The following is a 23,909-nucleotide window of genomic DNA, read 5'->3' as shown; positions in this document are numbered from 1 at the left end:
CGTGAACCGGCGGGACCAACCCCATCCGCATGGTGGGACAGTGGAAGCGTGCCTGCTCAACCCCCCACCGGAGAACCCGCACCGGCCGACGGGAGCCTCCCGGAATCGGCCCTCGACGGGCTGGGTTCCCGCCCCTTCGGCGTCTACGTCCACGTGCCGTTCTGCGCCACCCGCTGCGGGTACTGCGACTTCAACACCTACACCGCCGATGAGCTGGGATCTTCGGCCAGTTTCGGTACCTGGCTGGAGGGTCTGCGAGCCGAGCTGGAGCTGGGCGCGAAGGTCCTCTCGGCGGGTCCCGCACCGGCCGCCGAGACGGTCTTCGTCGGGGGCGGAACGCCCTCCCTGCTGGGCGCCGATCGGCTCGCCTCGGTGATCGATGCGATTCGCGACACATTCGGCCTGGCGGCCGGGGCTGAGGTGACCACCGAGTCCAACCCGGAGTCGACCTCGCCCGAGTTCTTCGAACGGATTCGAACGGCCGGTTTCACGAGGGTGTCCCTCGGCATGCAATCGGCCGCCGAGCACGTCCTGCGCGTGCTCGAACGAACCCACACGCCCGGGCGCGCGGTGACCGCCGCCCGCGAGGCCCGCGCCGCCGGGTTCGACCACGTCAACCTCGACCTCATCTACGGCACGCCGGGCGAGCGCGAGCAGGACCTGCGCGACTCCCTGGACGCGGTGCTGGAAGCGGGCGTGGATCACGTCTCGGCGTACTCGCTGATCGTCGAGGACGGCACCGCGATGGCCCGCAAGGTCCGGCGCGGCGAGCTCCCGATGCCCGACGAGGACGTGCTGGCCGACCGCTACGAACTGCTCGACGCCAAGCTCGGCGAGGCCGGCCTGAGCTGGTACGAGGTCTCCAACTGGGCCACCGACGCCGACGCCGAGTGCCGCCACAACCTCGGCTACTGGCAGGGCGGCGACTGGTGGGGCGCGGGCCCCGGAGCGCACAGCCACGTCGGCGGGGTCCGCTGGTGGAACGTCAAGCACCCCGCCCGCTACGCCGCGACCCTCGCGGAAGGCGGCTCCCCGGCCCAGGCGCGCGAACTGCTCACCGCCGAGGACCAGCGCATCGAGCGCGTCATGCTCGAACTCCGCGTCCGCAGCGGTCTGTCGGTGCGCGCCCTCGACGACGCGGGCCGCCGCGCCGCCGACCAGGCCGCGGCCGACGGCCTGCTGGAACCCGGAGCCCTCGCCGACGGGCGCTGCGTCCTCACCGACCGAGGCCGCCTCCTGGCCGACGCCGTCGTCCAAGACCTCCTCGCCTGACATCGATCGTCGTGACGTCGCGTCCAGATCCGTGCGACCTCGGCAGCTCCCAGTTTTAGTCCAAACTGAGCCGACATTTCGGGCACGAGAGGCGCTCAGTTATGACTAAAACTGGGACCGGTGACGCACGAGCCCCCCGCGGGAGAGGGAACTCGCCTCGGGTGGTTCACGCGGCGGCGTCCCGAGTCGTCGGGTGCGCGCCCGCTCGCTGCGGCTCTCGGTTCCGGGGGACGAACACCGTAAACTCGACGGGGGTGCCCGGGTGTTGGGTGCGGGGAAGTTTTCATGAAAACTTCCCCATCCCACGAACCGAGCGTGCGCTGAGCAGGCTGTTGAGGAGGTGCGCGGGTGAACGCGGATGAACGCCGTTTCGAGGTCCTGCGGGCGATCGTGGCCGACTTCGTGTCGTCCAAGGAGCCGGTCGGTTCGAAGGCGTTGGTCGACCGCCACGACCTCGGTGTGTCCAGCGCCACCGTGCGCAATGACATGGCGGCGCTGGAGGAGGAAGGCTTCATCGTCCAGCCGCACACCAGCGCCGGGCGCGTGCCCACGGACAAGGGCTACCGGCTGTTCGTCGACCGCCTGCACGAGGTCAAGCCGCTGACCGGCCCGGAACGGCGGGCCATCGGCAACTTCCTCGACGGCGCGCTGGACCTCGACGACGTGATGCGCCGCAGCGTGCGGCTGCTCGCGCAGCTGACCCAGCAGGTCGCGGTCGTGCAGTACCCGACGCTGACCCGGTCCACCGTCCGGCACGTCGAGGTGGTGACCATCACCCCGGCGAGGCTGATGCTGGTGCTGATCACCAACACCGGCCGCGTGGACCAGCGGATGGTCGACCTCGGCGACGTGATCACCGACGACGACGTGGCCCGGCTGCGCACGGTGCTGAACTCGGCGATGACCGAGAAGCGGCTCGCCGACGCCTCCGCGGCCGTGGCCGAACTGCCCGACCAGGCCCCGCCGGAACTGCGGGACGTGCTCATCCGGGTCTGCGGCGTGCTCATCGAGTCGCTCGTGGAGCACCCGGAGGAGCGGATGGTGCTCGGCGGCACTCCCAACCTCACGCGCAACGTCGCGGACTTCCCCAACTCGTTGCGGCAGGTCCTCGAAGCGCTGGAGGAGCAGGTGGTGGTGCTCAAGCTGCTCGCCGCCGCCCGCGATTCGAGTACGGTCCGGGTCAGCATCGGGGCCGAGAACGAGGCGTTGGAGATGCAGACGACCTCGGTGATTTCCACCGGATACGGTTCGGATGGCATGGTCTTGGGCGGTCTGGGCGTCGTCGGCCCGACCCGCATGGACTACCCCGGAACGATGGCGGCGGTTCGCGCCGTGGCCGCGTACGTGGGCGAGATCTTGGACGGCCGGTGAGCTTTCGCACCGGTATGACCGGCATTAACTCGACTTAATCGAGCAGAGGAAGTACGGAGAAGGTGGCCAGGGACTACTACGCGACCCTCGGGGTTTCCCAGGACGCGACACCCGAGCAGATCAAGCGGGCTTACCGCAAGCTCGCCCGGGAGCTGCACCCCGACGTCAATCCGGAAGAGGCGGCTCAGGAGCGGTTCGCCGAGGTGACGACCGCTTACGAGGTGCTCTCCGACCCGAAGAAGCGCCAGGTGGTGGACCTCGGAGGGGACCCGCTCGGCAACGGTGGTGGCGCCGGTGGCGGCCAGGGCGGCGATCCGTTCGCCGGCTTCGGCGGGCTCGGCGACATCATGGACGCCTTCTTCGGCGGTGGGGGCGGCGGCGGTGGCCGCGGCCCGCGCAGCCGCGTGCAGCCCGGTTCCGACGCGCTGCTGCGCTTGGAGCTGACGCTGGAGGAGTGCGCGAGCGGGGTCAACCGCGACATCACCGTCGACACCGCGGTGCTCTGCGACGTGTGCGACGGCGGCGGCTCGAAGGCCGGCAGCGCGCCCTCGACCTGCGACACCTGCGGGGGTCGTGGCGAGGTGCAGTCGGTGCAGCGGTCCTTCCTGGGCCAGGTCATGACCTCTCGCCCCTGCCCGGTCTGCCGCGGCTTCGGCGAGGTCATCACCGACCCCTGCCAGCAGTGCTCCGGCGACGGCCGGGTCCGCGCCCGGCGCACCATCACGGTCAAGATCCCGGCTGGTGTGGGCGACGGCATGCGCGTCCGGCTCGCCGGTGAGGGCGAGGTCGGCCCCGGCGGTGGCCCGGCGGGCGACCTGTTCGTCGAGGTCGAGGAGCAGCCGCACGAGCGGTTCACCCGCGATGGCGCCGACCTGCACTGCAACGTCGAACTGCCGATGACCGCGGCGGCCCTGGGCACCGTGCTGCTGCTGGAGACGCTGGACGGATCGCGCGAGGAGATCGCCGTCGAGCCCGGGACCCAGCCGGGGACCGAGCACGTGATCACCGGTCGCGGGCTGCCCAAGCTGCGTTCCAACGGCAAGGTCAGCGGCCACGGCGACCTGCACATCCACCTGGACGTCGTGGTTCCGACGAACCTCGACGACACCCAGTCGGAACTGCTGCGCGACCTGTCCAAGCTGCGCGGCGAGGAGCAGCCCGAGCCGACCGTGACCGCCAACGGCAACGGCAGGCAGGGACTGTTCTCCCGGTTCCGCTCGTTCGGCCACCGCTGAGGCGGGCTCGTGTCGCTGCCGGTCTTCTCGGTTGAGCGGTTGCCCGCCGTCGGGCCCGCCACGCTGGACGGTCCCGAGGGCAAGCACGCCGCGACCGTGCGCCGCCTTCGCGCCGGGGAGCAGTTGCTGCTCTCCGACGCGCAGGGCGGCCTGGCGCGGTGCGTGGTGGACACCGCCGAGCGCGACTCGCTGCGCCTGACCGTCTCGGAGACCTGGCGCGAGCCGCAGCCCGAGCTGCGCGTCCGGGTGGTCCAGGCCCTGGTCAAGGGCGATCGCGGGGAACTCGCCGTCGAGCTCGCCACCGAGGCGGGTGTGGACGCGGTCGTGCCCTGGCGCGCGGCCCGCTGCGTGGCCAAGTGGGACGACGGGCCGCGCGGGGCCAAGGCCCTGGCACGCTGGCGCAGCACCGCTGCCGCGGCGGCCAAGCAGGCCCGCCGCGCCTGGACGCCCGAGGTCGCCGAGCCGGTCAGCACCAAGCAGCTCGCGGAGCTCGTCGCCGAGGCCGACGTCGCGCTGGTCCTGCACGAGTCGGCGACCGGCCCGCTCACGGCGGTCGATCTCCCCATCTCCGGGGAGGTGCTGCTGGTCGTGGGCCCGGAGGGCGGCATCTCCGACGACGAACTGGCGACCCTCCGCGACGCCGGAGCTCAGATCACCCGTCTGGGGCACACCGTGCTGCGGGCGTCCACGGCCGCGGCCGTGGCGCTGGGGGCGCTGGGGGCCGTCACCACCCGCTGGTCCTGACACCCTTGGTGACCAAGATCGAGAACTTCATCCGTTCGCGTGGCGCGATCGGTCGACCGGGCGATACGCTCTGTGCTTGCGCGAGTGCGACGGGCGACCGTCGTCACCGATGTCGCACGGGCATCGGGTTCTCCGCACTCGCCGGACACCTCCCCCCTTGGTCCGGCGAGCGCTGCGCCGCAAGTGGAGCACTCCCCCCAGCCCCGGTTGCGGCGCAGCACCTCAACCCGTGGAAGTTCTCATGAAAACTTCCCCCTCCGACTCGAACATCCACTTCGGCTAGCCTGCGGGCATGAGCGAGGAGAAGGAGCTGTTCCTGCGCATCATCGCGCGGGAGATCCCGGCCGACATCGTGCGGGAGAACGAGCGGGTCATCGCGATCCGCGACATCAACCCGCAGGCCCCGACGCACGTCCTGGTCATCCCCAAGGAGCGCTACCGCAACGCCTCGGAGCTGGCGGCCGCGGACCCCGCGCTGCTGGCGGAGCTGATCAGCACCGCGCACGAGATCGCCCAGGCGGAGGGCGTCGTCGAGTCCGGGTACCGGTTGTTGTTCAACACCAACGCCGACGCCGGGCAGACGATCTTCCACGTCCACCTGCACCTGCTCGGCGGGGAATGGCTCGGTGGCATGACCGGCGGTCCGCTCAAGGGATGACCGGCGGAGGGTCCCGGGGGAGCAGGTCACGAACCCGTTTGCTCCCTTCGACTACCATCGGTGCCAGGGAGCACTGACCGAACGACCAGCGCGCAACGCGCAGAAGGTAGGCCCGAACTACGTGGCCGGTTTCGCTGTGGGTGGCGCCGCCGCCCAGTCCGGAGAGCAGTCGCAGACCGCAACGGCTCAGTCCAAGGTGAACGTCCCCGACGACGTCGTCCTGCCGCTGGTGGGGAGCCGGGACGAGAACCTGCGGGTGATCGAGGACCTGCTCACCGCCGACGTCCATGTCCGGGGCAACGAGGTGACTCTCTCCGGGGAACCTGCCGAGGTCGCGTTCGCGGAACGGGTGTTCGCCGAGCTGATCTCGCTGATCAGCAAGGGCGGTCAGGTCGGTCCCGACGTCGTGCGCCGCAGCGTGGGGATGCTCTCGGCCGACGACAACGAGTCGCCCGCCGACGTGCTCAGCCTGGACATCGTGTCCCGTCGCGGGCACACCATCCGCCCCAAGACGCTCAACCAGAAGCACTACGTCGACGCCATCGACAACAACACGGTCATCTTCGGCATCGGCCCCGCCGGTACCGGCAAGACCTACCTGGCGATGGCGAAGGCCGTGCAGGCGTTGCAGGCCAAGCGGGTCAACCGGATCATCCTGACCCGCCCCGCCGTCGAGGCCGGTGAGCGGCTGGGCTTCCTGCCGGGCACCCTCTACGAGAAGATCGACCCGTACCTGCGGCCGCTGTACGACGCGCTGCACGACATGGTCGACCCGGAGTCGGTGCCGCGCCTGACGCAGGCCGGGACGATCGAGATCGCCCCGCTGGCCTTCATGCGCGGCCGGACCCTGAACGACTCCTTCATCATCCTGGACGAGGCGCAGAACACCACGCCCGAGCAGATGAAGATGTTCCTGACCCGGTTGGGCTTCGGCTCCAAGATCGTGGTCACCGGAGACGTCACCCAGATCGACCTGCCCGGCGGTCAGCGCAGCGGCCTGAAGATGGTGCAGGAGATCCTCGACGGCGTCGACGACGTGCACTTCTCCCAGCTGGACAGCCACGACGTGGTGCGGCACCGGCTGGTCACCGACATCGTCAACGCATACGACCGCTGGCACGCGCACAACGACGCCGACCAGCACGACGGACGGCGCAACGGCCAGCGACGAGGACCAGCATGACCATCGAGATCGCCAACGAATCCGGCGTCGCGGTTCCCGAGGAGACGATCGTCTCGGTGGCCCGCTTCGCGCTCGACAAGATGAGCGTCAGCCAGCTCGCCGAGCTGTCCATCGTGCTGGTGGACCTCGACGTCATGGCCGACCTGCACGAGCGCTGGATGGACCTGCCCGGTCCGACCGACGTGATGTCCTTCCCGATGGACGAGTACGACTCGGCCCGCCGGCCCGACTCGGCCGGCTCCGGCCCCGCGCTGCTCGGCGACATCGTGCTGTGCCCGGCGTTCGCCAGGGACCAGGCGAAGAAGGCCGGTCACAGCACGCTCGACGAGCTGCACCTGCTGACGGTGCACGGCGTCCTTCACCTGCTCGGCTACGACCACGCCGAGCCGGAGGAGGAGCGCGAGATGTTCGGGCTGCAGAACCGGATCCTGGCCGAGTACCGCGAGGCGCGGGACGACGCCGAGCGGGCGCAGGCCCAACGCAGCGCGGACGACAAGGTCCTGGGCGCGGTCGGTCTGGACGACGAGCCGGGCACCGGCCCGGCTCCGGCGAACTAGGGGAGTGGCGTTGGCCGGTTCCACCGCGTTCCTGGTGCTCGCGGTGCTGCTGGTGCTGGCAGCCGGGGTGTTCGCAGCCTCGGAAGCGGCCATCACCGTGGCATCGCACGCGCGTGCCGAAGACCTCGCCCGCCAGGGCCGCACGGGGGCCAAGCAGCTGGTCCTGCTGCTCGGCGACCGGCCGAGGCACGTCAACCTGCTGCTCCTGCTCCGGCTCACCTGCGAGATGGGCGCGACCGTGCTGGTCACGGTCATGGCGCTGCGGATCGCGGATTCGGAGACGTGGGCGCTGGTCATCGCGGTGCTGATCATGCTGGTGGCCTCGTACGTCCTGGTCGGCGTCGGCCCGCGCACGCTCGGCCGCCAGCACCCGTACAGCATCGGGCTGAAGGTCGCCGCTCCCGTCCGCGTGCTGGCCCGGCTGCTGAACCCGCTGACCAGGCTGCTGATCCTGATCGGCAACATGATCACCCCCGGCAAGGGGTTCCGCGAAGGACCGTTCTCCACCGAGGTCGAGCTGCGCGAGCTGGTCGACCTGGCAGGTGAGCGCGGTGTCGTGGCCGCCGGAGAGCGGGAGATGATCCACTCGGTCTTCGAGCTCGGCGACACCCTCGCCCGCGAGGTGATGGTGCCGCGCACCGAGATCATCTGGATCGAGCACGACAAGTCCGCCCGGCAGGCGCTCGCCCTGTGCCTGCGCTCGGGGCTCTCCCGGATCCCGGTGATCGGGGACAGCGTCGACGACATCGTCGGCCTGGTGACGCTCAAGGACCTCACCCGGATCGTGCTGGAGGCCACCACCGCCTCCGGGCCTGCCGTGGAGGAGCTGATGCGGCCCGCCACGTTCGTGCCGGACATGAAGCGGTGCGACGAGCTGCTGCGCGAGATGCAGATCTCCCGCGAGCACCTGGCCATCGCGGTCGACGAGTACGGCGGCACCGCGGGCCTGCTGACCATCGAGGACATCGTGGAGGAGATCGTCGGGGAGATCACCGACGAGTCCGACCGCGAGGAGCACCGCCCGGTCGAGCACCTCGACGACGGCGTGGTCCGGGTCAGCTCCCGGCTCCCGGTCGAGGACCTGGGCGAGCTGTTCGACGTCGAGCTCGACGACTCGGACGTGGAGACCGTCGGCGGGCTGCTGGCGCAGCGGCTGGGCCGCGTTCCGCTGCCGGGGGCCGAGACCGAGATCGCCGGTCTGCGGCTGCGCGCCGAGGGCGGCAAGGACCACCGGGGACGGATCCGCATCAACGCGCTGCTGGTCCACCGGGTGAACACCGACCAAGCACCGCTGCGCGGTGCCGACCAGGAGGGAAGCAGCAGCCGTGGCTGAGCACGTCGAGAAGGCGGCACCGCAGGAGCTCGACCCGGAGGACGCCAAGATCGTCACGCTCGCGCGTTCCTCCCGCGCCCGCAACGGCGCCGCCGAAGGCGCGGCGGTCCGCGACACCGATGGCCGCACGTACGCGGCCACCACGATCGCCCTGCCCTCCCTGAACCTCACGGCCTTGCAGGCCGCGGTCGCCGCAGCGGTCTCCAGCGGAGCCGAAGGCCTGGAGGCGGCCGCGGTCGTCACCGACGCCGACGCCCTCGACCACGCCTCGGTCGCCGCTGCTCACGACATGACCAAGAACGCACCGGTCCTGCGCGCCGACGGCAAGGGCGAAGTCCAAGGCCTCATCGCCGACTGACGCACCCCAACGGCATTCGGGACCCGGAGCTCCGCGCATACCGGGTCGGCGATTTTTCGCGGAGATCCGGTCGGGGAGCTCCGGCCGGGCCGTGCGGTGGGTGGTGAGCAGGCCGGGACGAGGAGACGTCACAATGGGGCGGTGACCTCCCAAGATGCCCACCGTTCCGGATTCGCCTGCTTCGTCGGCCGACCCAACGCCGGCAAGTCGACGCTGACGAATCGACTGGTCGGAACGAAGGTGGCGATCACCTCCAGCAAGCCCCAGACGACCCGGCACGCGATCCGCGGCATCGTGCACCGCCCCGACGCCCAGCTGATCATCGTCGACACCCCCGGACTGCACCGCCCGCGCACGCTGCTCGGCCGCAGGCTCAACGACCTGGTCTACGAGACCTGGTCCGAAGTGGACGTCGTCGGCCTGTGCGTGCCCGCCGACGAGAAGGTGGGTCCCGGGGACCGGTTCATCGCCGAGCAGCTCAAGAAGGTCGCTCGTCGCACCCCCGTGATCGGCGTCGTCACCAAGACCGACCTCGTTCCCAAGCAGCAGGTGGCCGAGCAGCTGCTGGCGCTGCAGGAAGTGATGGATTTCGCCGAGCTGATCCCGGTTTCGGCCAAGGACTCCTTCCAGGTCGACGAGCTCTCCGACGTGCTCGTCTCGCAGATGCCCGAAGGTCCGCAGCTCTACCCGGACGGCGAGCTGACCGACGAGCCGGAGTCGACGCTGATCGCCGAGCTGATCCGCGAGGCCGCGCTCGAAGGCGTGCGCGACGAACTCCCGCACTCGCTGGCGGTCACCGTCGAGGAGATGAACCCGCGCGAAGGCCGTGACGACCTGATCGACGTGCACGCGCTGATCTACGTCGAGCGCTCCAGCCAGAAGGCGATCGTCATCGGCCGGGGCGGAGAGCGCCTGCGCGCGGTGGGTTCTCAGGCGCGCAGGCAGATCCAGGCGCTGCTGGGCAGCAAGATCTACCTCGATCTGCACGTCAAGATCGCCAAGGACTGGCAGCGCGATCCCAAGCAACTCCGCAAGCTGGGGTTCTGATCACTTTTTCCACGTTGGTTTTTCGGAACCGCTCACGACGGTCGAACGTCTGAGTTACGTTTCCGGTCGGCCTCGCAGCGGGCCGGAAACTTCCGAATAACCCTGGAGAAGGACTCTGTCGTGAACTACCCCTACGGCGGCCCGCCGTCCGGTCCGCAGCAGCCCTACGGCGGCCCGCCTTCGGGCCCGCAGCCTCAGCAGCCCTTCGGTCCCCCGTCGGGGCCCCAGCCCCAGCAGCCGTACGCGCAGCAGCAGGGCTACCCGCAGCAGTACCCGCCGCAGCCCTACGGCGCGCCGGGCGCGCACCCGGCCGGGCAGCTGGCCGAGTGGGGCACCCGTGCGCTGGGCTACCTGATCGACGGCGCGATCCCGATGGCCGTCGTCATCATCATGTACGTCATCTCCGGCCTGGTCGTCGGTGGCGCCGCCAGCTCCGGTGACACGGACACGGTGGCGACCGCCGGGATCACCGTCGCGATCATCGCCGGCGTGCTCTACATCGCCGTGCTCGTGTTCACCATCTGGAACACCGCCTACCGGCGCGGCACGACCGGTCAGACGCTGGGCCAGAAGTTCGCCAAGATCAAGACGGTCAGCGAGCACACCGGTCAGCCCATCGGCTTCGGCAGCGCCTTCTTGCGTCAGATCTGCCACGTCGTCGACTCGGCGATCTGCGGTCTGCCCATCGGCTGGCTCTCGCCGACGTGGGACGAGAAGAAGCAGACCTGGGCGGACAAGATCATGAAGACCGTCGTGGTCACCGTTCCGGAGGGGCAGCAGGGCCCGCAGCCGCCGCAGGCTCCGGGTGGCTTCCAGCCCCCGCAGCAGCCCGGCTACGGCCAGCAGCCGCCGCAGCAGTGGTGAGCCTTGACTGACGTCGATGCCGGTGCGGGACGACCCGCACCGGCATCGTCTTTTCTCCACCGGATGCGCCTGCCCGCGGCGACGGTGCTCGTCGGCTGCGCGGGCGCCGCGCTCGTGCTGGCGGCGAATCCCGCATCGGAATCCGGGTTTCCGCTGCCGCCGTGCCCGATCAAGCTGCTGACCGGGTTCGACTGCCCGGGATGCGGCGGTACCCGGATGATCTTCAGCCTGCTGCACGGCGACCTGCCCGCCGCCCTGCACCACAACGCCTTCGCCCTGCTGGTCCTCCCGCTGCTGGCCTGGGCCTGGGCGGTCTGGGTCGCCGGCCGCCTCGCCCGCCGACTGCCGACCTGGACCCGATGGCGCTGGACGCCGCAGGTCGCGCTGGCCGTGACCGCGGCCTGGGTCCTGCTCCGCAACACCGTCCCGGCCCTCCGCCTCTAGGGGCTGTTGAGGAGTTGCTTCGCGTGGCGGTGCGGGTAGCGGGACCTGATGCATGTCGTGTGGGTGGGTGGGGAAGTTTTCATGAAAACTTCCCCACCCACACGGACTCCCCGTTTGTCCTCGCCACGAAGGTGCTGGCGAACCCGCGGCGGTGCGGGCTGAGTCCCGCACATGGAACAGCGGCTCTGCCGCATTCCTCAACAACTCCTAGGCCGTCGGCGCGGCCGTGCCGCGTCTCCCGAGGACGTCCGGGCCCCTCGTCGGGCCGAAGTGCGAAAATGGACCGGTGAGCCTCTACCGGGATACCGCGGTCGTGCTGCGGGTGCAGAAGCTGGGCGAGGCGGACCGGATCATCACGCTGTTGACCCGGCGCTACGGCAAGGTGCGCGCGGTCGCCAAGGGCGTTCGCCGCACGACCTCCCGCTTCGGCGCGCGGGTCGAGCCGTTCTGCCACGTCGACGTGCAGCTCTACACCGGACGCACGCTCGACGTCATCACCCAGGTGCAGACGGTCGACGCCTTCGGAGTGCAGATCGTCGAGGACTACCAGCGCTACACCGCTGCCTGCGCGGTGCTGGAGACCGTCGACCGGCTGGCCGCCGAGGAAGGCGAGCCGGTGCTGCGCCTCTACCTGCTCGCGGTCGGAGCCCTGCGCGCCCTGTCCGGCCGGGACCGCGACTCCTCCCAGGTGCTCGACGCCTTCCTGCTGCGGGCGATGTCCTTCGCCGGCTGGGCGCCCGCCCTGGTCGAGTGCGCCCGGTGCGGTCAGGCGGGACCGCACGCGGCGTTCAACGTCCAGGCCGGGGGAGCGGTGTGCACGACGTGCAGGCCCGCCGGGTCGGTCCGTCCGTCGGCGCTGACGTTGCCGCTGATGGAGGCGATGCTGCACGGTGACTGGGACGCCGCCGAAGCAGCAGCCGGGCCCGTCCGCCGGGAGGCCAGCGGCCTGGTCGCCGCGCACCTGCAGTGGTACATGGAGCGGCAGCTTCGGTCCCTGCCGCTGGTGGAGCGGACCGTGCCCGAGCTGATCCGCGAACGGGCCTCGGAAGCGGCGCTGGTCGGGGCTGCGGAGGACGGGAGCGGGCAGCCGCTGAACTGATGATCGAGCTCGACCGGGACAATGGCCGCGCACGTCGAGCACGCCGAAGGAGAACCTGGATATGTTGCGACGCCGCGGGCGAGGCAAGGACGACCCGACCGTTCGGGCACCTGAGCCGCTCTCCTCGGGGGCCAAGCCACCGGCGTTGCCGGCGGAGTTCGTGCCCAACCACGTCGCTGTGGTGATGGACGGCAACGGTCGTTGGGCCAACGAGCGCGGGCTACCGCGCGTCGAGGGCCACAAGCGCGGCGAGGCCGTGGTGCTCGAACTGGCCAAGGGAGCCATCGAGCTCGGCGTGAAGTGGCTTTCGCTGTACGCGTTCTCCACCGAGAACTGGAAGCGCAGCCCCGAGGAGGTGCGCTTCCTGATGGGCTTCAACCGGGACGTGATCGCGCGGCGCGTCGACGAGCTCGACGAGATGGGCGTGCGAGTCCGCTGGTCGGGCCGCAAGCCGAAGCTGTGGCGGAGCGTGGTCAACACCTTGCAGGCCGCCGAGGTTCGAACCGCTGGCAACGAAGTCCTCAACCTCACCATGTGCGTGAACTACGGTGGTCGGGCGGAGGTCGGTGACGCCGCGCGGGAGATCGCGCGACTGGCGGCCGCCGGGAAGATCAACCCGGAACGGGTGGACGAGCGCACGATCGCCAAGTACACCTACCAGCCGGAGATGCCGGACGTGGACCTGTTCATCCGGCCGTCGGGTGAGCAGCGGACGTCGAACTTCCTGCTCTGGCAGTCGGCCTACGCCGAGATGGTCTTCCAGGACACGCTGTTCCCCGACGTCGATCGCACGCACTTCTGGCAGGCGTGCGAGCAGTACGCGCGCCGGGACCGCCGCTTCGGCGGCGCAATCGATCGGTCGGCGACAGCCACGTCGGCCCAGGAGGGCTAATTGATGACCCAAGAGGCCGCAACCACCGCGCGGTTGATGACCGCGGCGAAGGAAGCGCTCGAGAACTACCACGACGTGCACGTCGACGACGACGGTGCGCTGACGTTCCGGCACTCCGAGGTGCCGTGCGCGGTTCAGGCGATGCAGCTGGCCGAGGGCCTCACGGTGCTCAGCTTGACCTGCGTCGTCGCGTGGGACCTGCCCGCCGGTGACGAGCTGGCGCAGTCGGTCGCGGAACGTGCCGGTCAGGGCCTGTTCGGCACGCTCGGCGTGGTCCGCACCGAACGCGGCGTGGACGTGACCCTGCGCTACGCGTTCCCGGCGGAGGGCATGGACCCGGCGCCGCTGGGCACCCTGCTGATGCTGGTCGTCGCCACGGCGTCGCAGCTGCGCTCGGAGCTCCTCGCCGAGTCCGAGGGCTCGATCTGATCGGAGTTCGCCGGTTCTCGCCCGCGGTTCTGGCCATGACTGGACGTGATCGAGTCGGTCCAGTGATGGCCACAACCGCGTCACCGCACCCGCCCGAGTGATGTTCCGGTGTGTTGGAACCTGATCTGAACTGCGGTTTCAACGCTCGGGCCCGCACGTGACGAACGGGCCCTCCGCTGGGCTGGCACGATTGCGCTCGTGACCGAGATCGCCGAGCCGCAGCGGACGCGCCGTCCCGCGATCACCTCGCTGGAGGTGATGTGCGGGGTGCTGGTCCTCGCCGTGCTCTTCCAGCCGAAGTTGACCGCGATCCTGGACGTGCCCGCGCTGCGCACCGGCTCGACGGTGTTCGTGGCGGTGTGCGTGCAGGCCATGCCCTTCCTCGTGTTCGGCGTGCTGGTCAGCGGGCTGATCGCGGCGTTCGTGCCACCCGGTGTGCTGCGCCGCGCCCTGCCGGTGCGGGAGGGCGCGGCAGTGCCGGTCGCCGGGTTGGCCGGTGTCGCCCTGCCGGGGTGCGAGTGCGCCTCGGTGCCGGTCGCGCGACGGCTCATGCAGCAGGGCATCGCGCCCTCGGCCGCGCTCGCGTTCCTGCTGGCCGCGCCGGCGGTGAACCCGGTCGTCCTGGTCTCCACCGCCGTGGCCTTCCCCGGTGACCTGTGGATGGTGCCGGCCCGCTTCTCGGGGTCGCTGCTCACCGCCTGCGTGATGGGCTGGCTGTGGTCGCGGCTCGGCCGGGCCGAGTGGCTCGCCGAGCGAGCGCTGCGGCGCGTCGAGTCGCACCAGACCGGAGGCGGCAGGTGGGCGGTGTTCGCCGAGTCCGCGCGCCACGACCTGGTGGAAGCCGGCGGATTCCTGGTGCTCGGCGGGCTGACCTCGGCGGTGTTCAACGTGCTGGTGCCCGCCGAGTGGCTGGAGACGCTGGGCGGGCAGCTCCTGCTCGGCGTCCTGGTGATGGCCCTGCTGGCGGTGGTGCTGGCGCTGTGCAGCGAGGCCGACGCGTTCGTGGTCGCCTCCATGCCGGGCCTGCCGCTGCTGCCCAAGCTGGTGTTCCTGGTGGTCGGACCCGCGGTCGACCTCAAGCTGATCGCGATGCAGTCCGGTGCCTTCGGCCGTCGCTTCGCCGCGCGCTTCGCCCCGGCGACGTTCCTGGTCGCGATCGGATGCGCGAGCGCGGTCGGCGCCGTGCTGCTGGGAGGTGCGTGATGCGGCGGGAGACCCAGAACATCCTGCTGGTGCTGCTCGGCGGTGCACTGCTGAAGATCTCGCTGACCGGTGGTTACCTGCGCTACGTCAAGCCCTCGTTGCAGCCTTGGCTGATCGTGGCCGGACTGGTGATGGTCGGCCTCGCGATCTTCGCCATCGTGCGCGACATCCGCGCCGGACGTGCCGTGGACCAGCACGAGCACGGCACCCGCAGTCCGTGGATGCTGCTGCTGCCGGTGCTGGCGATCTTCCTGATCGCCCCGCCCGCACTGGGCTCGGACTCGGTCACCCGCGATCGCGCCGCCGCCGCGCCTGCGGCCCCGAGCCAAGCCCGGTTCCCACCGTTGCCGCAAGGTGAGGCACCGGTGCTGAGCATGTCGGAGTTCCTGACCCGCGTGGTCTGGGACGACTCCGGTGCGCTGAACCACCGCGACGTCCGGCTGCGGGGCTTCGTCGTCCACCCGACGCCGGAGACGACGCAGCTGGTCAGGATGCGGATCAGCTGCTGCGCTGCGGACGCGACCCCGGTCAAGGTCGACCTCGCCAGCCCGCGCGCGGAGGAGCTGCCTGCCGATACCTGGATCGAGATCACCGGACGTCTCCGCCCGGGGACGGCGACCGAGGCCAACGACTACGTGCCCACCGTCGACCCGCTGGCGATCACGAGGATCCCCGCACCACCGGAGCCCTACGAGTTCTAGGAGTTGTTGATGAGTTGTTTTGCTTGACGGTGCGGGTGGCGGAACCTGAGCGCCTTCGTGGACTCCGTGCGCCGCTCCTGATGTATGCCAATACACGGCGTCGGCGGCGTACTCGCCACGAAGGCGCTCAGAACCCGCGGCGGTGCGGGCTGAGTCCCACACCTGAAACAGCGGCTCCGCCGCATTCCTGAAGAAGTTCCTAGAGGCTCTTCGCGGCGCAGTCGGGGCAGGTGCCGATGATCTCCACGGTGTGGCTGACGTCGGAGAAGCCGTGCTCCTGCCCGATCCGCTCGGCCCAGTTCTCCACCGGCGGGTCGGCGACCTCGACGGTGCGACCGCAGTGCCTGCACAGCAGGTGATGGTGGTGGTGGCTGGAGCACCGGCGGTAGACGGCCTCGCCGGAGGGGGTGCGCAACACGTCGACCTCGCCGGCGTCGGCGAGCGTCTGCAGCGTCCGGTAGACGGTCGTCAGACCGATCCCCTCGCCCTGACGCCGCAGCTCCTCGTGCAGTTCCTGGGCCGAGCGGAAGTCGTTGACCTGGTCAAGCAGCTGCGACACCGCAGCCCGTTGCTTGGTGGCCCGCAGTCCCGGTACGCCCACGGAGGGCTCCTGGCCGGTGGTCACGCTGTCTCCGTCTCCTGTCCGCCGTCGTTCGCGTCGCTGCCCGCCCGTTCGCGGGCGATCTCGTCGGCGTGCGCCACGGCATCCACCACGATATGCGCCAGGTGCTCGTCGACCAGTCGGTACATGACCTCCCGGCCGTGGCGCTCGCCGTAGACCACGCCCGCCGACTTCAGCACCCGCAGGTGCTGGCTGATCAGCGGCTGCGCCACGCCGAGCGCGTCCACCAGCTCGTGCACGCAGCGCTCCGACGTGCGCAGCTGCAGCACGATCGCGATGCGCACCGGCGCGGCCAGCGCCCGCAGCAGCTCACCGGCGTCGTGCAGGACCCGCTGGTCGCGCACCTGCACAGGCCGCACGTCGCGGTCCGGTGAGTGGACGTGGTCCTCCGGCCGGTCCGGACGCGGAGCGCTGCTCTGGTCGGGGGCCACGCCATGACGTTCCACGCGCACCATCCTACGGGTAGCGGGTGAGCTCCCCGATCGGTCGATGCCGGTCGCGGTCACCCGCGGCGAGCGGACGCCCCCGCAGCGCTCACGGCCCAGCCCGAACGCGTGCGCTGCGCCATCGGTACGCTGGGAAACTCCAGCTCGACCAGCTGGTTCGACGTGTTTCCAGTGATTTCCCCCCGGAGTGCAACGTGCCCGCCGACCAGATCGACACGATCGTCAGCCTCTGCAAACGCCGCGGATTCGTCTTCCCGTCCGGCGAGATCTACGGCGGTACCCGGTCGGCATGGGACTACGGACCGCTCGGCGTCGAGCTCAAGGACAACATCAAGCGCCAGTGGTGGAAGTTCATGGTCCAGGGCCGCGACGACGTCGTCGGCCTGGACTCCTCGGTGATCCTGCCGCGCCAGGTCTGGGAGGCCTCCGGCCACGTCGGCGCCTTCCACGACCCCCTGGTGGAGTGCACCTCTTGCCACCGCCGCTTCCGCGCCGACCAGCTCGCCGAGGAGTACTCCGAGCGCACCGGCAAGGAGGTCACCGAGGACGACCTGTCGGACGTCCCGTGCCCGAACTGCGGCAACCGCGGCCAGTACACCGAGCCGCGCGAGTTCAACATGATGCTCAAGACCCACCTGGGCGCCGTGGAGTCCGAGGAGGGCTTGCACTACCTGCGGCCCGAGACCGCGCAGGGCATCTTCGTCAACTTCGCCAACGTGATGACCACCGCGCGCAAGAAGCCGCCGTTCGGCATCGGCCAGATCGGCAAGAGCTTCCGCAACGAGATCACGCCCGGCAACTTCATCTTCCGGACCCGCGAGTTCGAGCAGATGGAGATGGAGTTCTTCGTCGAGCCCGGCGAGGACGAGCAGTGGCACCAGTACTGGATCGACCAGCGGATGCGCTGGTACACCGACCTGGGCGTGGATGCGGGCAACCTCCGGGAGTACGAGCACCCGGCGGACAAGCTGTCGCACTACTCGAAGCGGACGGTCGACATCGAGTACCGGTTCCGCTTCGGTGGTCAGGAGTGGGGCGAGCTGGAGGGCATCGCCAACCGCACCGACTTCGACCTCACCACGCACTCCAACCACTCGGGCGTGGACCTGACCTACTTCGACCAGGCCAGCAACTCTCGCTACCGCCCGTACGTGATCGAGCCGGCGGCCGGTGTGGGACGTCCGATGATGGCGTTCCTGATCGACGCCTACACCGAGGACGAGGCCCCGAACGCCAAGGGCGGGATCGACAAGCGCGTCGTGCTCAAGCTCGACCGGCGGCTCGCCCCGGTCAAGGCGGCTGTGCTCCCGCTGTCGCGCAACGCCGACCTCTCGCCGAAGGCCCGCGACGTGGCGGCGATGCTGCGCCGCAACTGGAACGTCGACTTCGACGACGCCGGTGCGATCGGCCGCCGCTACCGGCGCCAGGACGAGATCGGCACACCGTTCTGCGTGACGGTCGACTTCGACAGCCTCACCGACCACGCCGTCACGGTGCGCGAGCGGGACACGATGAGCCAGGAACGGGTGTCCATCGACAAGCTCGACGAGTACCTGGGCGCCAGGCTGATCGGCTGCTGATGCCGAGGTTGAACACCGTTTCACCGGGCGCGTTTTCGAGGCGGGCCCGGCCCGGTAGCGGTCGGTTGGCCATCTGCGAGGATGCCTGAGTGAGCGCACATCATCCCGCCCACCGGTCGCGGACCGGTCGCATCCTCTCCCGCGCCCTCGTCGGCGCGTTGCTGGTGGCGATCCTCGTGGTCGGCGGTACCGCGGTCCGCGTGTGGCAGGAGGCGCGCGCGGACGGTCGGCAGCCGGTGGACATCGTGGTGGTGCTGGGAGCCGCGCAGTACCACGGCAAGCCGTCCGACGTGCTCGAAGCGCGCCTGGTGCAGGCCTTGGGGCTCTACGAGGACGGGCTGACCGACTACATCGTCACCGTCGGCGGTCGCAAGGCCGGCGATGCCTACACCGAAGCCCAGGCAGGCAAGAACTGGCTGGTGGAGAACGGCGTGCCGCGCGACAAGATCGTCGAGGTCGACGTCGGCACCGACACCCTCGGCAGCATGCAGGCGGTCTCGGACCTGGCCGATCAGCGCCGCTGGGACAGCGCGCTGATCGTCAGCGACCCCTGGCACTCGCTGCGGGCCCGGACGATGGCCAACGACATGGGCCTCGAGTCCTGGGCGTCGCCGGCTCGCTCCGGTCCGGTCGTGCAGACCCGCGAGATCCAGATGAAGTACATCGTCCGCGAGACGGGCGCACTGCTGTTCTACCGCCTCACCCACGCCCCGGCAGAGCTCAACGGCGACGGCCTCGGCTGACCGCCGCTCCGACCTCCGCCCCGCGTCGCCGTCCTCAGCAGCTCCCAGTTTTAGGGGTCGTTGCAGAATCACCTTGCTTGGCGGTGCGGGTAGCGGAACCTCACACGCCGTCTGGACTCCGTGCGCCACTCCTGATGTATGCCAATACACGGCGTCGCGGCGTACTCGCCAGACGACGTGTGAGAACCCGCGGCGGTGCCAGCTGAGTCCCACACCTGAAACAACGGCTCCGCCGCATTCTGAAACGACCCCTTAGTCCAAACCGAGCCATGATCATGTCCGTTTTGCCCGCTCAGTTTCGACTAAAACTGGGGCGGGCAGGGCTGTGCGCTTTCGGTTGACCCCGTTCTCGGGGTCGTGGCGTGGAGATGTCATCTCCGGGGCTTAGCCTCGTCCGATGAGTTCCGCGAACCTGGCCGGTTATGGCGAGCACGACTTGCGGCGGCTGCACCCGGAGGCGCCGAAGGAGGCCGCGGCGGCGCACCCCGACGACCGCAGCCCGTTCGCGCGCGACCGCGCCCGCGTGCTGCACTCCGCCGCGCTGCGCCGGCTCGCGGGCAAGACCCAGGTCATGGGGCCGAACGAGGGCACTGACGTGCCGCGCACGCGGTTGACGCACTCGCTGGAGGTCGCGCAGATCGGCCGCGGCATCGCCACCGCCCTGGGCGCGGACCCCGACCTGGTGGACACGGCCGGGCTCGCGCACGACATCGGTCACCCGCCGTTCGGGCACAACGGCGAGCGGGCGCTCAACGAGCTGGCGGCCGGGTGCGGCGGGTTCGAGGGCAACGCGCAGACGCTGCGGATCCTGTCCCGGCTGGAACCGAAGGTCACCGACTCGGGCGAGATCGGCCGCGGCCTGAACCTGACCCGCGCCTGCCTGGACGCGGCCACGAAGTACCCGTGGCCCAAGCGCCCCGGCGAGATCAAGTTCGGCGCCTACGCCGATGACATGGAGGTCTTCGAGTGGCTCCGCGAGGGGGCGCCGGAGGACAAGCGCTGCCTCGAAGCGCAGATCATGGACTGGGCCGACGACGTGGCCTACTCGGTCCACGACGTCGAAGACGCGGTCATCTCCGGCCGGATCTCGTTGCGCGCGCTGACCGATCCGCAGGAGAGGGCGCAGATCGCGAAGCTGGCCGACGAGCGCTTCCTGCGTCGCGGTGAGACGGCGCTGCTGGAGCACGCCGCTGAGGAGCTGGCTCGCTGGCCGGTGGTGGCCGCCGCGCTCGACCACGACGGGACCTTGTCCGCGCAGGTCGCGCTCAAGCGCTTGACCAGCGAGCTCGTCGGCCGCTTCGTGGCCGCCGCGGTGAGCGGAACGGTCGCGCGCTTCGGTTCCGGGCTTACCCGCTACGCAGCTGATCTGGTGCTGCCGGAGAAGGCCGTCGCGGAGGTGACGGTGCTCAAGGCGATGGCCGTGCGCTACGTGCTGCACGACGGTGAGCGGCGGCGGATGCAGGCGAGGCAGCGGGAGCAGCTGGCCGAGCTCGTCGAGGCGTTGAGCGCGAGCGCGCCGGACTCGCTGGATCCGGTGATGCGCGACGCCTGGATGCACGCTTCGGGGGATTCATCCCGGTATCGGGTGGTTCTGGACCAGGTCGCTTCGCTGACGGATGCGCAGGCTGTGTTCTGGCATGAACAGCATGTACACAGCGTGTCTAAAAACCTGTGACGTTAATCCGAATGGGGGTGAATGGATCTCGGTTCGTCGAGGACAATCCTCACCCAGAGTGTCGTCCGGCGGTCCTGCCGGCGCGGCGGCATGTGCCCCGATCCCCGTACCGCTCAGCACCCCGAGCCGAGCGGCGGCGGCCCGTCGTTCCCCGGCGCCGGACCGCGAGGAGACCCCGAATGCGCAACCGGCACTACATCCAGAAGCTCGTCGTCGGTGGCGAGCCGTACGTGAACGCGGACAACCTCGCCGACTGGATCAAAGATCTTCGATGGCAGGACCCCGCGGGCCAGCGCGCCGCCGAGTACATCGCCCAGGAGCTGCGTCTCATGGGCCTCAGCGACATCGAGGAATCGCTGCGCTGACAACCCAACGCGGGACCTGACGCGCTCCGCCGACGCCGTGCGCCCGGCGTCGCGGGCGCGTCAGGACCGGGAACGGGAAAGTCGGCTAGAAGCCGGGGTCGTTCGCGACCCTGGTGGGGCGCCGCGCTCTGGCAGACTCGGGATCAAGCCCGAGCCTCCCCGACGCGGAACGGAGCCCCGCCGACGTGAACGATCACCTCGACTTCACCCTGGCCCTGCACGCGAGGCTGGCTCCGCCACCGGCGAAGACCTTCTGCTGGTCGCCGTACTCGGTGAGCAGCGCTCTCGGGCTCGCGGCCACCGCCACCGGCGGACGCACCCGCGAAGAGCTGGTCGGCGCGCTGCGCGAGGAACCGGCGAGCCTGCTGGAGGTGCTCGGCGCGGCGGCGGAGCTGCGGGCCGGCTCCGGCGAGCAGCCGGTGCTGGCGGTGGCCAACACCCTCTGGGCTCACGCGGACCTGCCGATCGAGGAGTCCTACCGGCTGGCGCTGCAGGACTGGCCGGGCAGCGCCGTGCGCAACGCGCCGTTCCAGGACGATCCGGAGGCCGCGCGCAAGCTGATCAACGCCGACGTCGCAGAGACCACCCGCGACCTCGTCCCCGAACTGCTGCCGACCGGCGCCGTCCACCCGCAGACAGTCGCGGCCCTGGTCAACGCCCTGTACTTGAAGGTCTCCTGGCGCGAGGCGTTCGAGACGACCAAGACCGGCGAGCGGCCGTTCCACGCCCCGGACGGTGACCAGGACGTGCCCACGATGACGGCCGCGCGCACCTTCGGGTACGCGGCCGCCGACGGATGGCAGGCGGTCAGCATCCCGGCGGCGGGGGGAGCGGAGGCGGTCGTGCTGCTGCCCGACGCCGACCTCGCCGAGGCGGAGCCGCAGCTCGACGCCGAACGGCTGTCCGGGCTGCTCGGAGCCCTGGAGCAGCGCAAGGTCGAGCTCTTCCTGCCGCGCTTCAAGGTTTCCGGCGGCGCGGAGCTCACCGAACCGCTGGGTGCCCTCGGCGTGCGCGACCTGTTCACCCCGGCCGCCGACTTCACCCCGCTGACCGACCGGTCGCTGCGGGTGTCGCAGGTGCTGCACGAATCGGTGCTCGACGTCGACGAGGCAGGGCTGGAAGGAGCGGCGGCGACCGCGATGATGATGCGCTTGACCGCCATCGTCCGGGAGCCGGAACCGGTGCGCGTCGAGGTGGACCGGCCGTTCCTGTTCCTGGTGCGCCACCGCGACAGCGGCGCGATCTACTTCCTGGCCCGCGTCACCGATCCGAGCTGATCTGTCACGCTTCGGCGTCCCGTCTCGTCACCCCTGCGAGAACCCCGAGAACCGGGGTGGCGAGGAGGGAGCGAGCACATGCCGCGCATTCCGGGCGTGCCCACCGGTGAAGCCAACCTGCTGACCAGGCTCACCTACAAGTTCTCCAAGCGCCGCTACGGCGCGGTGCTGGACCCGTTGGCCGTGGTCGCCCACCACCAGGGCCTGATGATGGCCTCGGGCGTGTCCGAGCTGGCGCTGGAGAAGGCCGCGAAGTCGCTGCCGGCGAACCTGCGCGAGCTGGCCGTCTACCGGGCCGCCACCAAGATCGGCTGCTCGTGGTGCGTTGACTTCGGCACGATGCTGCAGCGCAACGAGGGCTTGGACATCGACCGTCTCAAGGAGATCGACCACTACCAGACCTCGGAGAAGTACACGGAGACCGAACGGCTGGTCATCGCCTACGCCGACGCGATGACCGAGCAGCCGATGCAGGTCACCGACGAGCAGGTCGCCGAGCTCGACGCGCGCCTCGGGCACAAGGGCGTGGTCGAGCTGACCTACATGATCGCCGTGGAGAACCAGCGCTCGCGCGTCAACCACGCGCTGGGGCTGACCGCCCAGGGCTTCACCAGCGGCGAGGCCTGCCGAGTGCCGATGCCCTAGGAGTCGTTGATGAGTTGTTTTGCGTGGCGGTGCGGGTAGCGGAAACCCCTGAAGGGGATAGCGCAGCGCCTTCGTGGTCTCCGTGCGCCGCTCCTGATGTCTTCCGCTTACCCCCGGGGTGGACATCGGTGTCGGCGGCGTACTCGCCACGAAGGCGCTGGCGAACCCGCGGCGGTGCGGGCTGAGTCCCACACCTGAAACAGCGGCTCCGCCGCACTCCTCAACAGCCCCTAGAACTCCACGCGGGTCAGCTTGTCGGGGTTGACGATGTCGAAGAACTCCGCTGGCCGTCCGTCGCGGACGGCCACCGCGAACACGCGGGGACCCGCTTCCGGGGTTCCGGGGAACAGCAGTCCTAAATCGCCGTTGATCAGGACCGGGCGCGCGTCGCCGACCAGTTCCACGCCGTACTTCTCGATGAGCCCCACCGCGAACCGCGCGACCTTCTCGGCGCCGACGACCGGGCGCCGCGCGGTGCGGGCGTTGCCGCCGCTGTCGCCGTAGACGGTCGCCGAGGGGTGCAGCAACCGGGTGAGGGCGGCGAGGTCCTTGGCCGCCACCGCGGTCATGAAGTCCTCCAACACCCGCTGCTGCTCGGGCAGCGGGACCCGCGCCGGTGGTGCGGCGTCGCTCATCGTCCGGCGCGCCCGCGACGCGTGCTGCCGCGCGGCAGGGACGCTGCAGCCCAGCACCTCGGCGATCTCGGCGAACGGCACCTCGAACCCGTCGTGCAGCACCAGCGCGAGCCGCTGGTCCGGCGGCAGCTCGTGGAGCACCCGCATCGCCGCGATCCGCAGGTCTTCCTGACCGGAGACGATGTCGCCCGGATCGGAGTCCACGGCGCTCACCAGCGGTTCGGGCAGCCACGGCCCGACGTAGCTCTCGCGCCGCACGGCCGCGGAGCGCATCCGGTCCAGGCACAACCGGCTCACCACGGTCGTCAGCCAGCCGCCCAGGTCGCGGATCTTCTCGTGATCGGTGTCGACCAGCCGGAGCCACGCGTCCTGCACGGCGTCCTCGGCGTCGGCGAGCCGCCCGGTCAGCCGGTAGCCGAGACCGACGAGCCGGCTTCGGTGCCCGTCGAATTCGGTGGCGAGAGTGCTGGTGTCAGGCCTCACCGGATTGATTCTGCCGCACCGAGCGGACACCCGGTCGTGGTCGATCTC

Annotated in this window: 26 protein-coding genes; 23 read left to right on the top strand and 3 right to left on the bottom strand. The window is 70.2% G+C overall.

Annotated features, from left to right (window positions below; translation table 11 throughout):
* Positions 1–48 precede the first annotated feature (48 nt).
* The 17 genes from hemW to ACYVF3_RS10900 all read left to right on the top strand — a co-directional run bounded on the left by hemW (position 49) and on the right by ACYVF3_RS10900 (position 15,390).
* Complete coding sequence (gene hemW / locus ACYVF3_RS10980) at positions 49–1,272, top strand: radical SAM family heme chaperone HemW (protein ID WP_461154114.1); 1,224 nt, start codon at positions 49–51, stop codon at positions 1,270–1,272.
* A gap of 348 nt (positions 1,273–1,620) precedes the next feature.
* On the top strand, positions 1,621–2,643 hold the full coding sequence (gene hrcA, locus ACYVF3_RS10975) for a heat-inducible transcriptional repressor HrcA (RefSeq protein WP_461154113.1): 1,023 nt from the start codon (positions 1,621–1,623) through the stop codon (positions 2,641–2,643).
* A gap of 62 nt (positions 2,644–2,705) precedes the next feature.
* On the top strand, positions 2,706–3,878 hold the full coding sequence (dnaJ, locus tag ACYVF3_RS10970) for a molecular chaperone DnaJ (RefSeq protein ID WP_461154112.1): 1,173 nt from the start codon (positions 2,706–2,708) through the stop codon (positions 3,876–3,878).
* A gap of 9 nt (positions 3,879–3,887) precedes the next feature.
* Positions 3,888–4,622, top strand: coding sequence for a 16S rRNA (uracil(1498)-N(3))-methyltransferase (locus tag ACYVF3_RS10965; RefSeq protein WP_461154111.1), 735 nt, complete (start codon positions 3,888–3,890; stop codon positions 4,620–4,622).
* Positions 4,623–4,914: 292 nt separating this feature from the next.
* Positions 4,915–5,280: a histidine triad nucleotide-binding protein gene (locus tag ACYVF3_RS10960; protein WP_461154110.1), complete on the top strand. Its 366-nt coding sequence runs from the start codon at positions 4,915–4,917 to the stop codon at positions 5,278–5,280.
* Positions 5,281–5,401: 121 nt separating this feature from the next.
* Positions 5,402–6,463, top strand: coding sequence for a PhoH family protein (locus ACYVF3_RS10955; RefSeq protein ID WP_461154109.1), 1,062 nt, complete (start codon positions 5,402–5,404; stop codon positions 6,461–6,463).
* On the top strand, positions 6,460–7,020 hold the full coding sequence (gene ybeY, locus ACYVF3_RS10950) for an rRNA maturation RNase YbeY (RefSeq protein ID WP_461154108.1): 561 nt from the start codon (positions 6,460–6,462) through the stop codon (positions 7,018–7,020). Before ACYVF3_RS10955 ends, ybeY begins: the two co-directional genes overlap by 4 nt.
* A 10-nt stretch (positions 7,021–7,030) precedes the next feature.
* Positions 7,031–8,353, top strand: a complete 1,323-nt coding sequence (locus ACYVF3_RS10945) for a hemolysin family protein (protein WP_461154107.1) — start codon at positions 7,031–7,033, stop codon at positions 8,351–8,353.
* Entirely contained in the window at positions 8,346–8,711 is a 366-nt protein-coding gene (locus tag ACYVF3_RS10940; protein WP_461154106.1) for a cytidine deaminase, read from the top strand. The genes ACYVF3_RS10945 and ACYVF3_RS10940 overlap by 8 nt, the downstream gene beginning before the upstream one ends.
* Before the next feature lie 141 nt (positions 8,712–8,852).
* The gene (era, locus tag ACYVF3_RS10935) at positions 8,853–9,758 is read left to right on the top strand and encodes a GTPase Era (RefSeq protein ID WP_461154105.1); all 906 of its coding nucleotides are present in this window, start codon (positions 8,853–8,855) and stop codon (positions 9,756–9,758) included.
* Positions 9,759–9,878: 120 nt separating this feature from the next.
* Positions 9,879–10,622, top strand: a complete 744-nt coding sequence (locus ACYVF3_RS10930; RefSeq protein ID WP_461154104.1) for an RDD family protein — start codon at positions 9,879–9,881, stop codon at positions 10,620–10,622.
* Between the two features lie 63 nt (positions 10,623–10,685).
* Positions 10,686–11,066, top strand: coding sequence for a DUF2752 domain-containing protein (locus ACYVF3_RS10925; RefSeq protein WP_461154103.1), 381 nt, complete (start codon positions 10,686–10,688; stop codon positions 11,064–11,066).
* 286 nt (positions 11,067–11,352) lie between these two features.
* A complete protein-coding gene (recO, locus tag ACYVF3_RS10920) occupies positions 11,353–12,165 on the top strand; it encodes a DNA repair protein RecO (RefSeq protein WP_461154102.1) in 813 nt (270 codons plus the stop codon).
* 61 nt (positions 12,166–12,226) lie between these two features.
* Positions 12,227–13,057 (top strand): isoprenyl transferase, encoded by an 831-nt coding sequence (locus tag ACYVF3_RS10915; protein WP_145745514.1) that lies wholly within the window; start codon positions 12,227–12,229, stop codon positions 13,055–13,057.
* A 3-nt stretch (positions 13,058–13,060) separates the two neighbouring features.
* Entirely contained in the window at positions 13,061–13,486 is a 426-nt protein-coding gene (locus tag ACYVF3_RS10910; protein ID WP_145745515.1) for a hypothetical protein, read from the top strand.
* Between the two features lie 258 nt (positions 13,487–13,744).
* Positions 13,745–14,689: a permease gene (locus tag ACYVF3_RS10905; RefSeq protein ID WP_461154128.1), complete on the top strand. Its 945-nt coding sequence runs from the start codon at positions 13,745–13,747 to the stop codon at positions 14,687–14,689.
* Positions 14,689–15,390 carry a TIGR03943 family putative permease subunit gene (locus tag ACYVF3_RS10900; protein WP_461154101.1) on the top strand — a complete coding sequence of 234 codons (702 nt, stop codon included), beginning with the start codon at positions 14,689–14,691 and terminating at the stop codon, positions 15,388–15,390. Before ACYVF3_RS10905 ends, ACYVF3_RS10900 begins: the two co-directional genes overlap by 1 nt.
* A 199-nt stretch (positions 15,391–15,589) precedes the next feature.
* Here ACYVF3_RS10900 and ACYVF3_RS10895 read toward each other — a convergent pair whose 3' ends face one another.
* Complete coding sequence (locus tag ACYVF3_RS10895; protein ID WP_461154100.1) at positions 15,590–16,015, bottom strand: Fur family transcriptional regulator; 426 nt, start codon at positions 16,013–16,015, stop codon at positions 15,590–15,592.
* Entirely contained in the window at positions 16,012–16,458 is a 447-nt protein-coding gene (locus ACYVF3_RS10890) for an ArsR/SmtB family transcription factor (protein ID WP_461154099.1), read from the bottom strand. Before ACYVF3_RS10890 ends, ACYVF3_RS10895 begins: the two co-directional genes overlap by 4 nt.
* A gap of 194 nt (positions 16,459–16,652) precedes the next feature.
* Between ACYVF3_RS10890 and ACYVF3_RS10885 the strand changes: the two genes are divergently transcribed.
* The 6 genes from ACYVF3_RS10885 (at position 16,653) to ACYVF3_RS10860 (ending at position 22,743) form a co-directional block, all read left to right on the top strand.
* A complete protein-coding gene (locus ACYVF3_RS10885; RefSeq protein WP_461154098.1) occupies positions 16,653–18,038 on the top strand; it encodes a glycine--tRNA ligase in 1,386 nt (461 codons plus the stop codon).
* 89 nt (positions 18,039–18,127) lie between these two features.
* Positions 18,128–18,781, top strand: a complete 654-nt coding sequence (locus tag ACYVF3_RS10880; RefSeq protein ID WP_461154097.1) for a YdcF family protein — start codon at positions 18,128–18,130, stop codon at positions 18,779–18,781.
* A 397-nt stretch (positions 18,782–19,178) separates the two neighbouring features.
* Positions 19,179–20,456, top strand: a complete 1,278-nt coding sequence (locus ACYVF3_RS10875; protein ID WP_461154096.1) for a deoxyguanosinetriphosphate triphosphohydrolase — start codon at positions 19,179–19,181, stop codon at positions 20,454–20,456.
* A 179-nt stretch (positions 20,457–20,635) separates the two neighbouring features.
* Positions 20,636–20,821: a hypothetical protein gene (locus ACYVF3_RS10870; RefSeq protein WP_093420954.1), complete on the top strand. Its 186-nt coding sequence runs from the start codon at positions 20,636–20,638 to the stop codon at positions 20,819–20,821.
* 185 nt (positions 20,822–21,006) lie between these two features.
* The gene (locus ACYVF3_RS10865) at positions 21,007–22,098 is read left to right on the top strand and encodes a serpin family protein (RefSeq protein ID WP_461154095.1); all 1,092 of its coding nucleotides are present in this window, start codon (positions 21,007–21,009) and stop codon (positions 22,096–22,098) included.
* Between the two features lie 78 nt (positions 22,099–22,176).
* Entirely contained in the window at positions 22,177–22,743 is a 567-nt protein-coding gene (locus ACYVF3_RS10860; protein WP_461154094.1) for a carboxymuconolactone decarboxylase family protein, read from the top strand.
* Positions 22,744–22,973: 230 nt separating this feature from the next.
* On the opposite strand, the gene ACYVF3_RS10855 is transcribed toward ACYVF3_RS10860, so the two are convergent.
* Positions 22,974–23,861, bottom strand: a complete 888-nt coding sequence (locus ACYVF3_RS10855) for a sigma-70 family RNA polymerase sigma factor (protein ID WP_461154093.1) — start codon at positions 23,859–23,861, stop codon at positions 22,974–22,976.
* Between the last annotated feature and the right edge of the window lie 48 nt (positions 23,862–23,909).

It is taken from the genome of Saccharopolyspora tripterygii, assembly GCF_054778355.1.
This window is presented reverse-complemented; position numbering and strand designations above follow the sequence as displayed.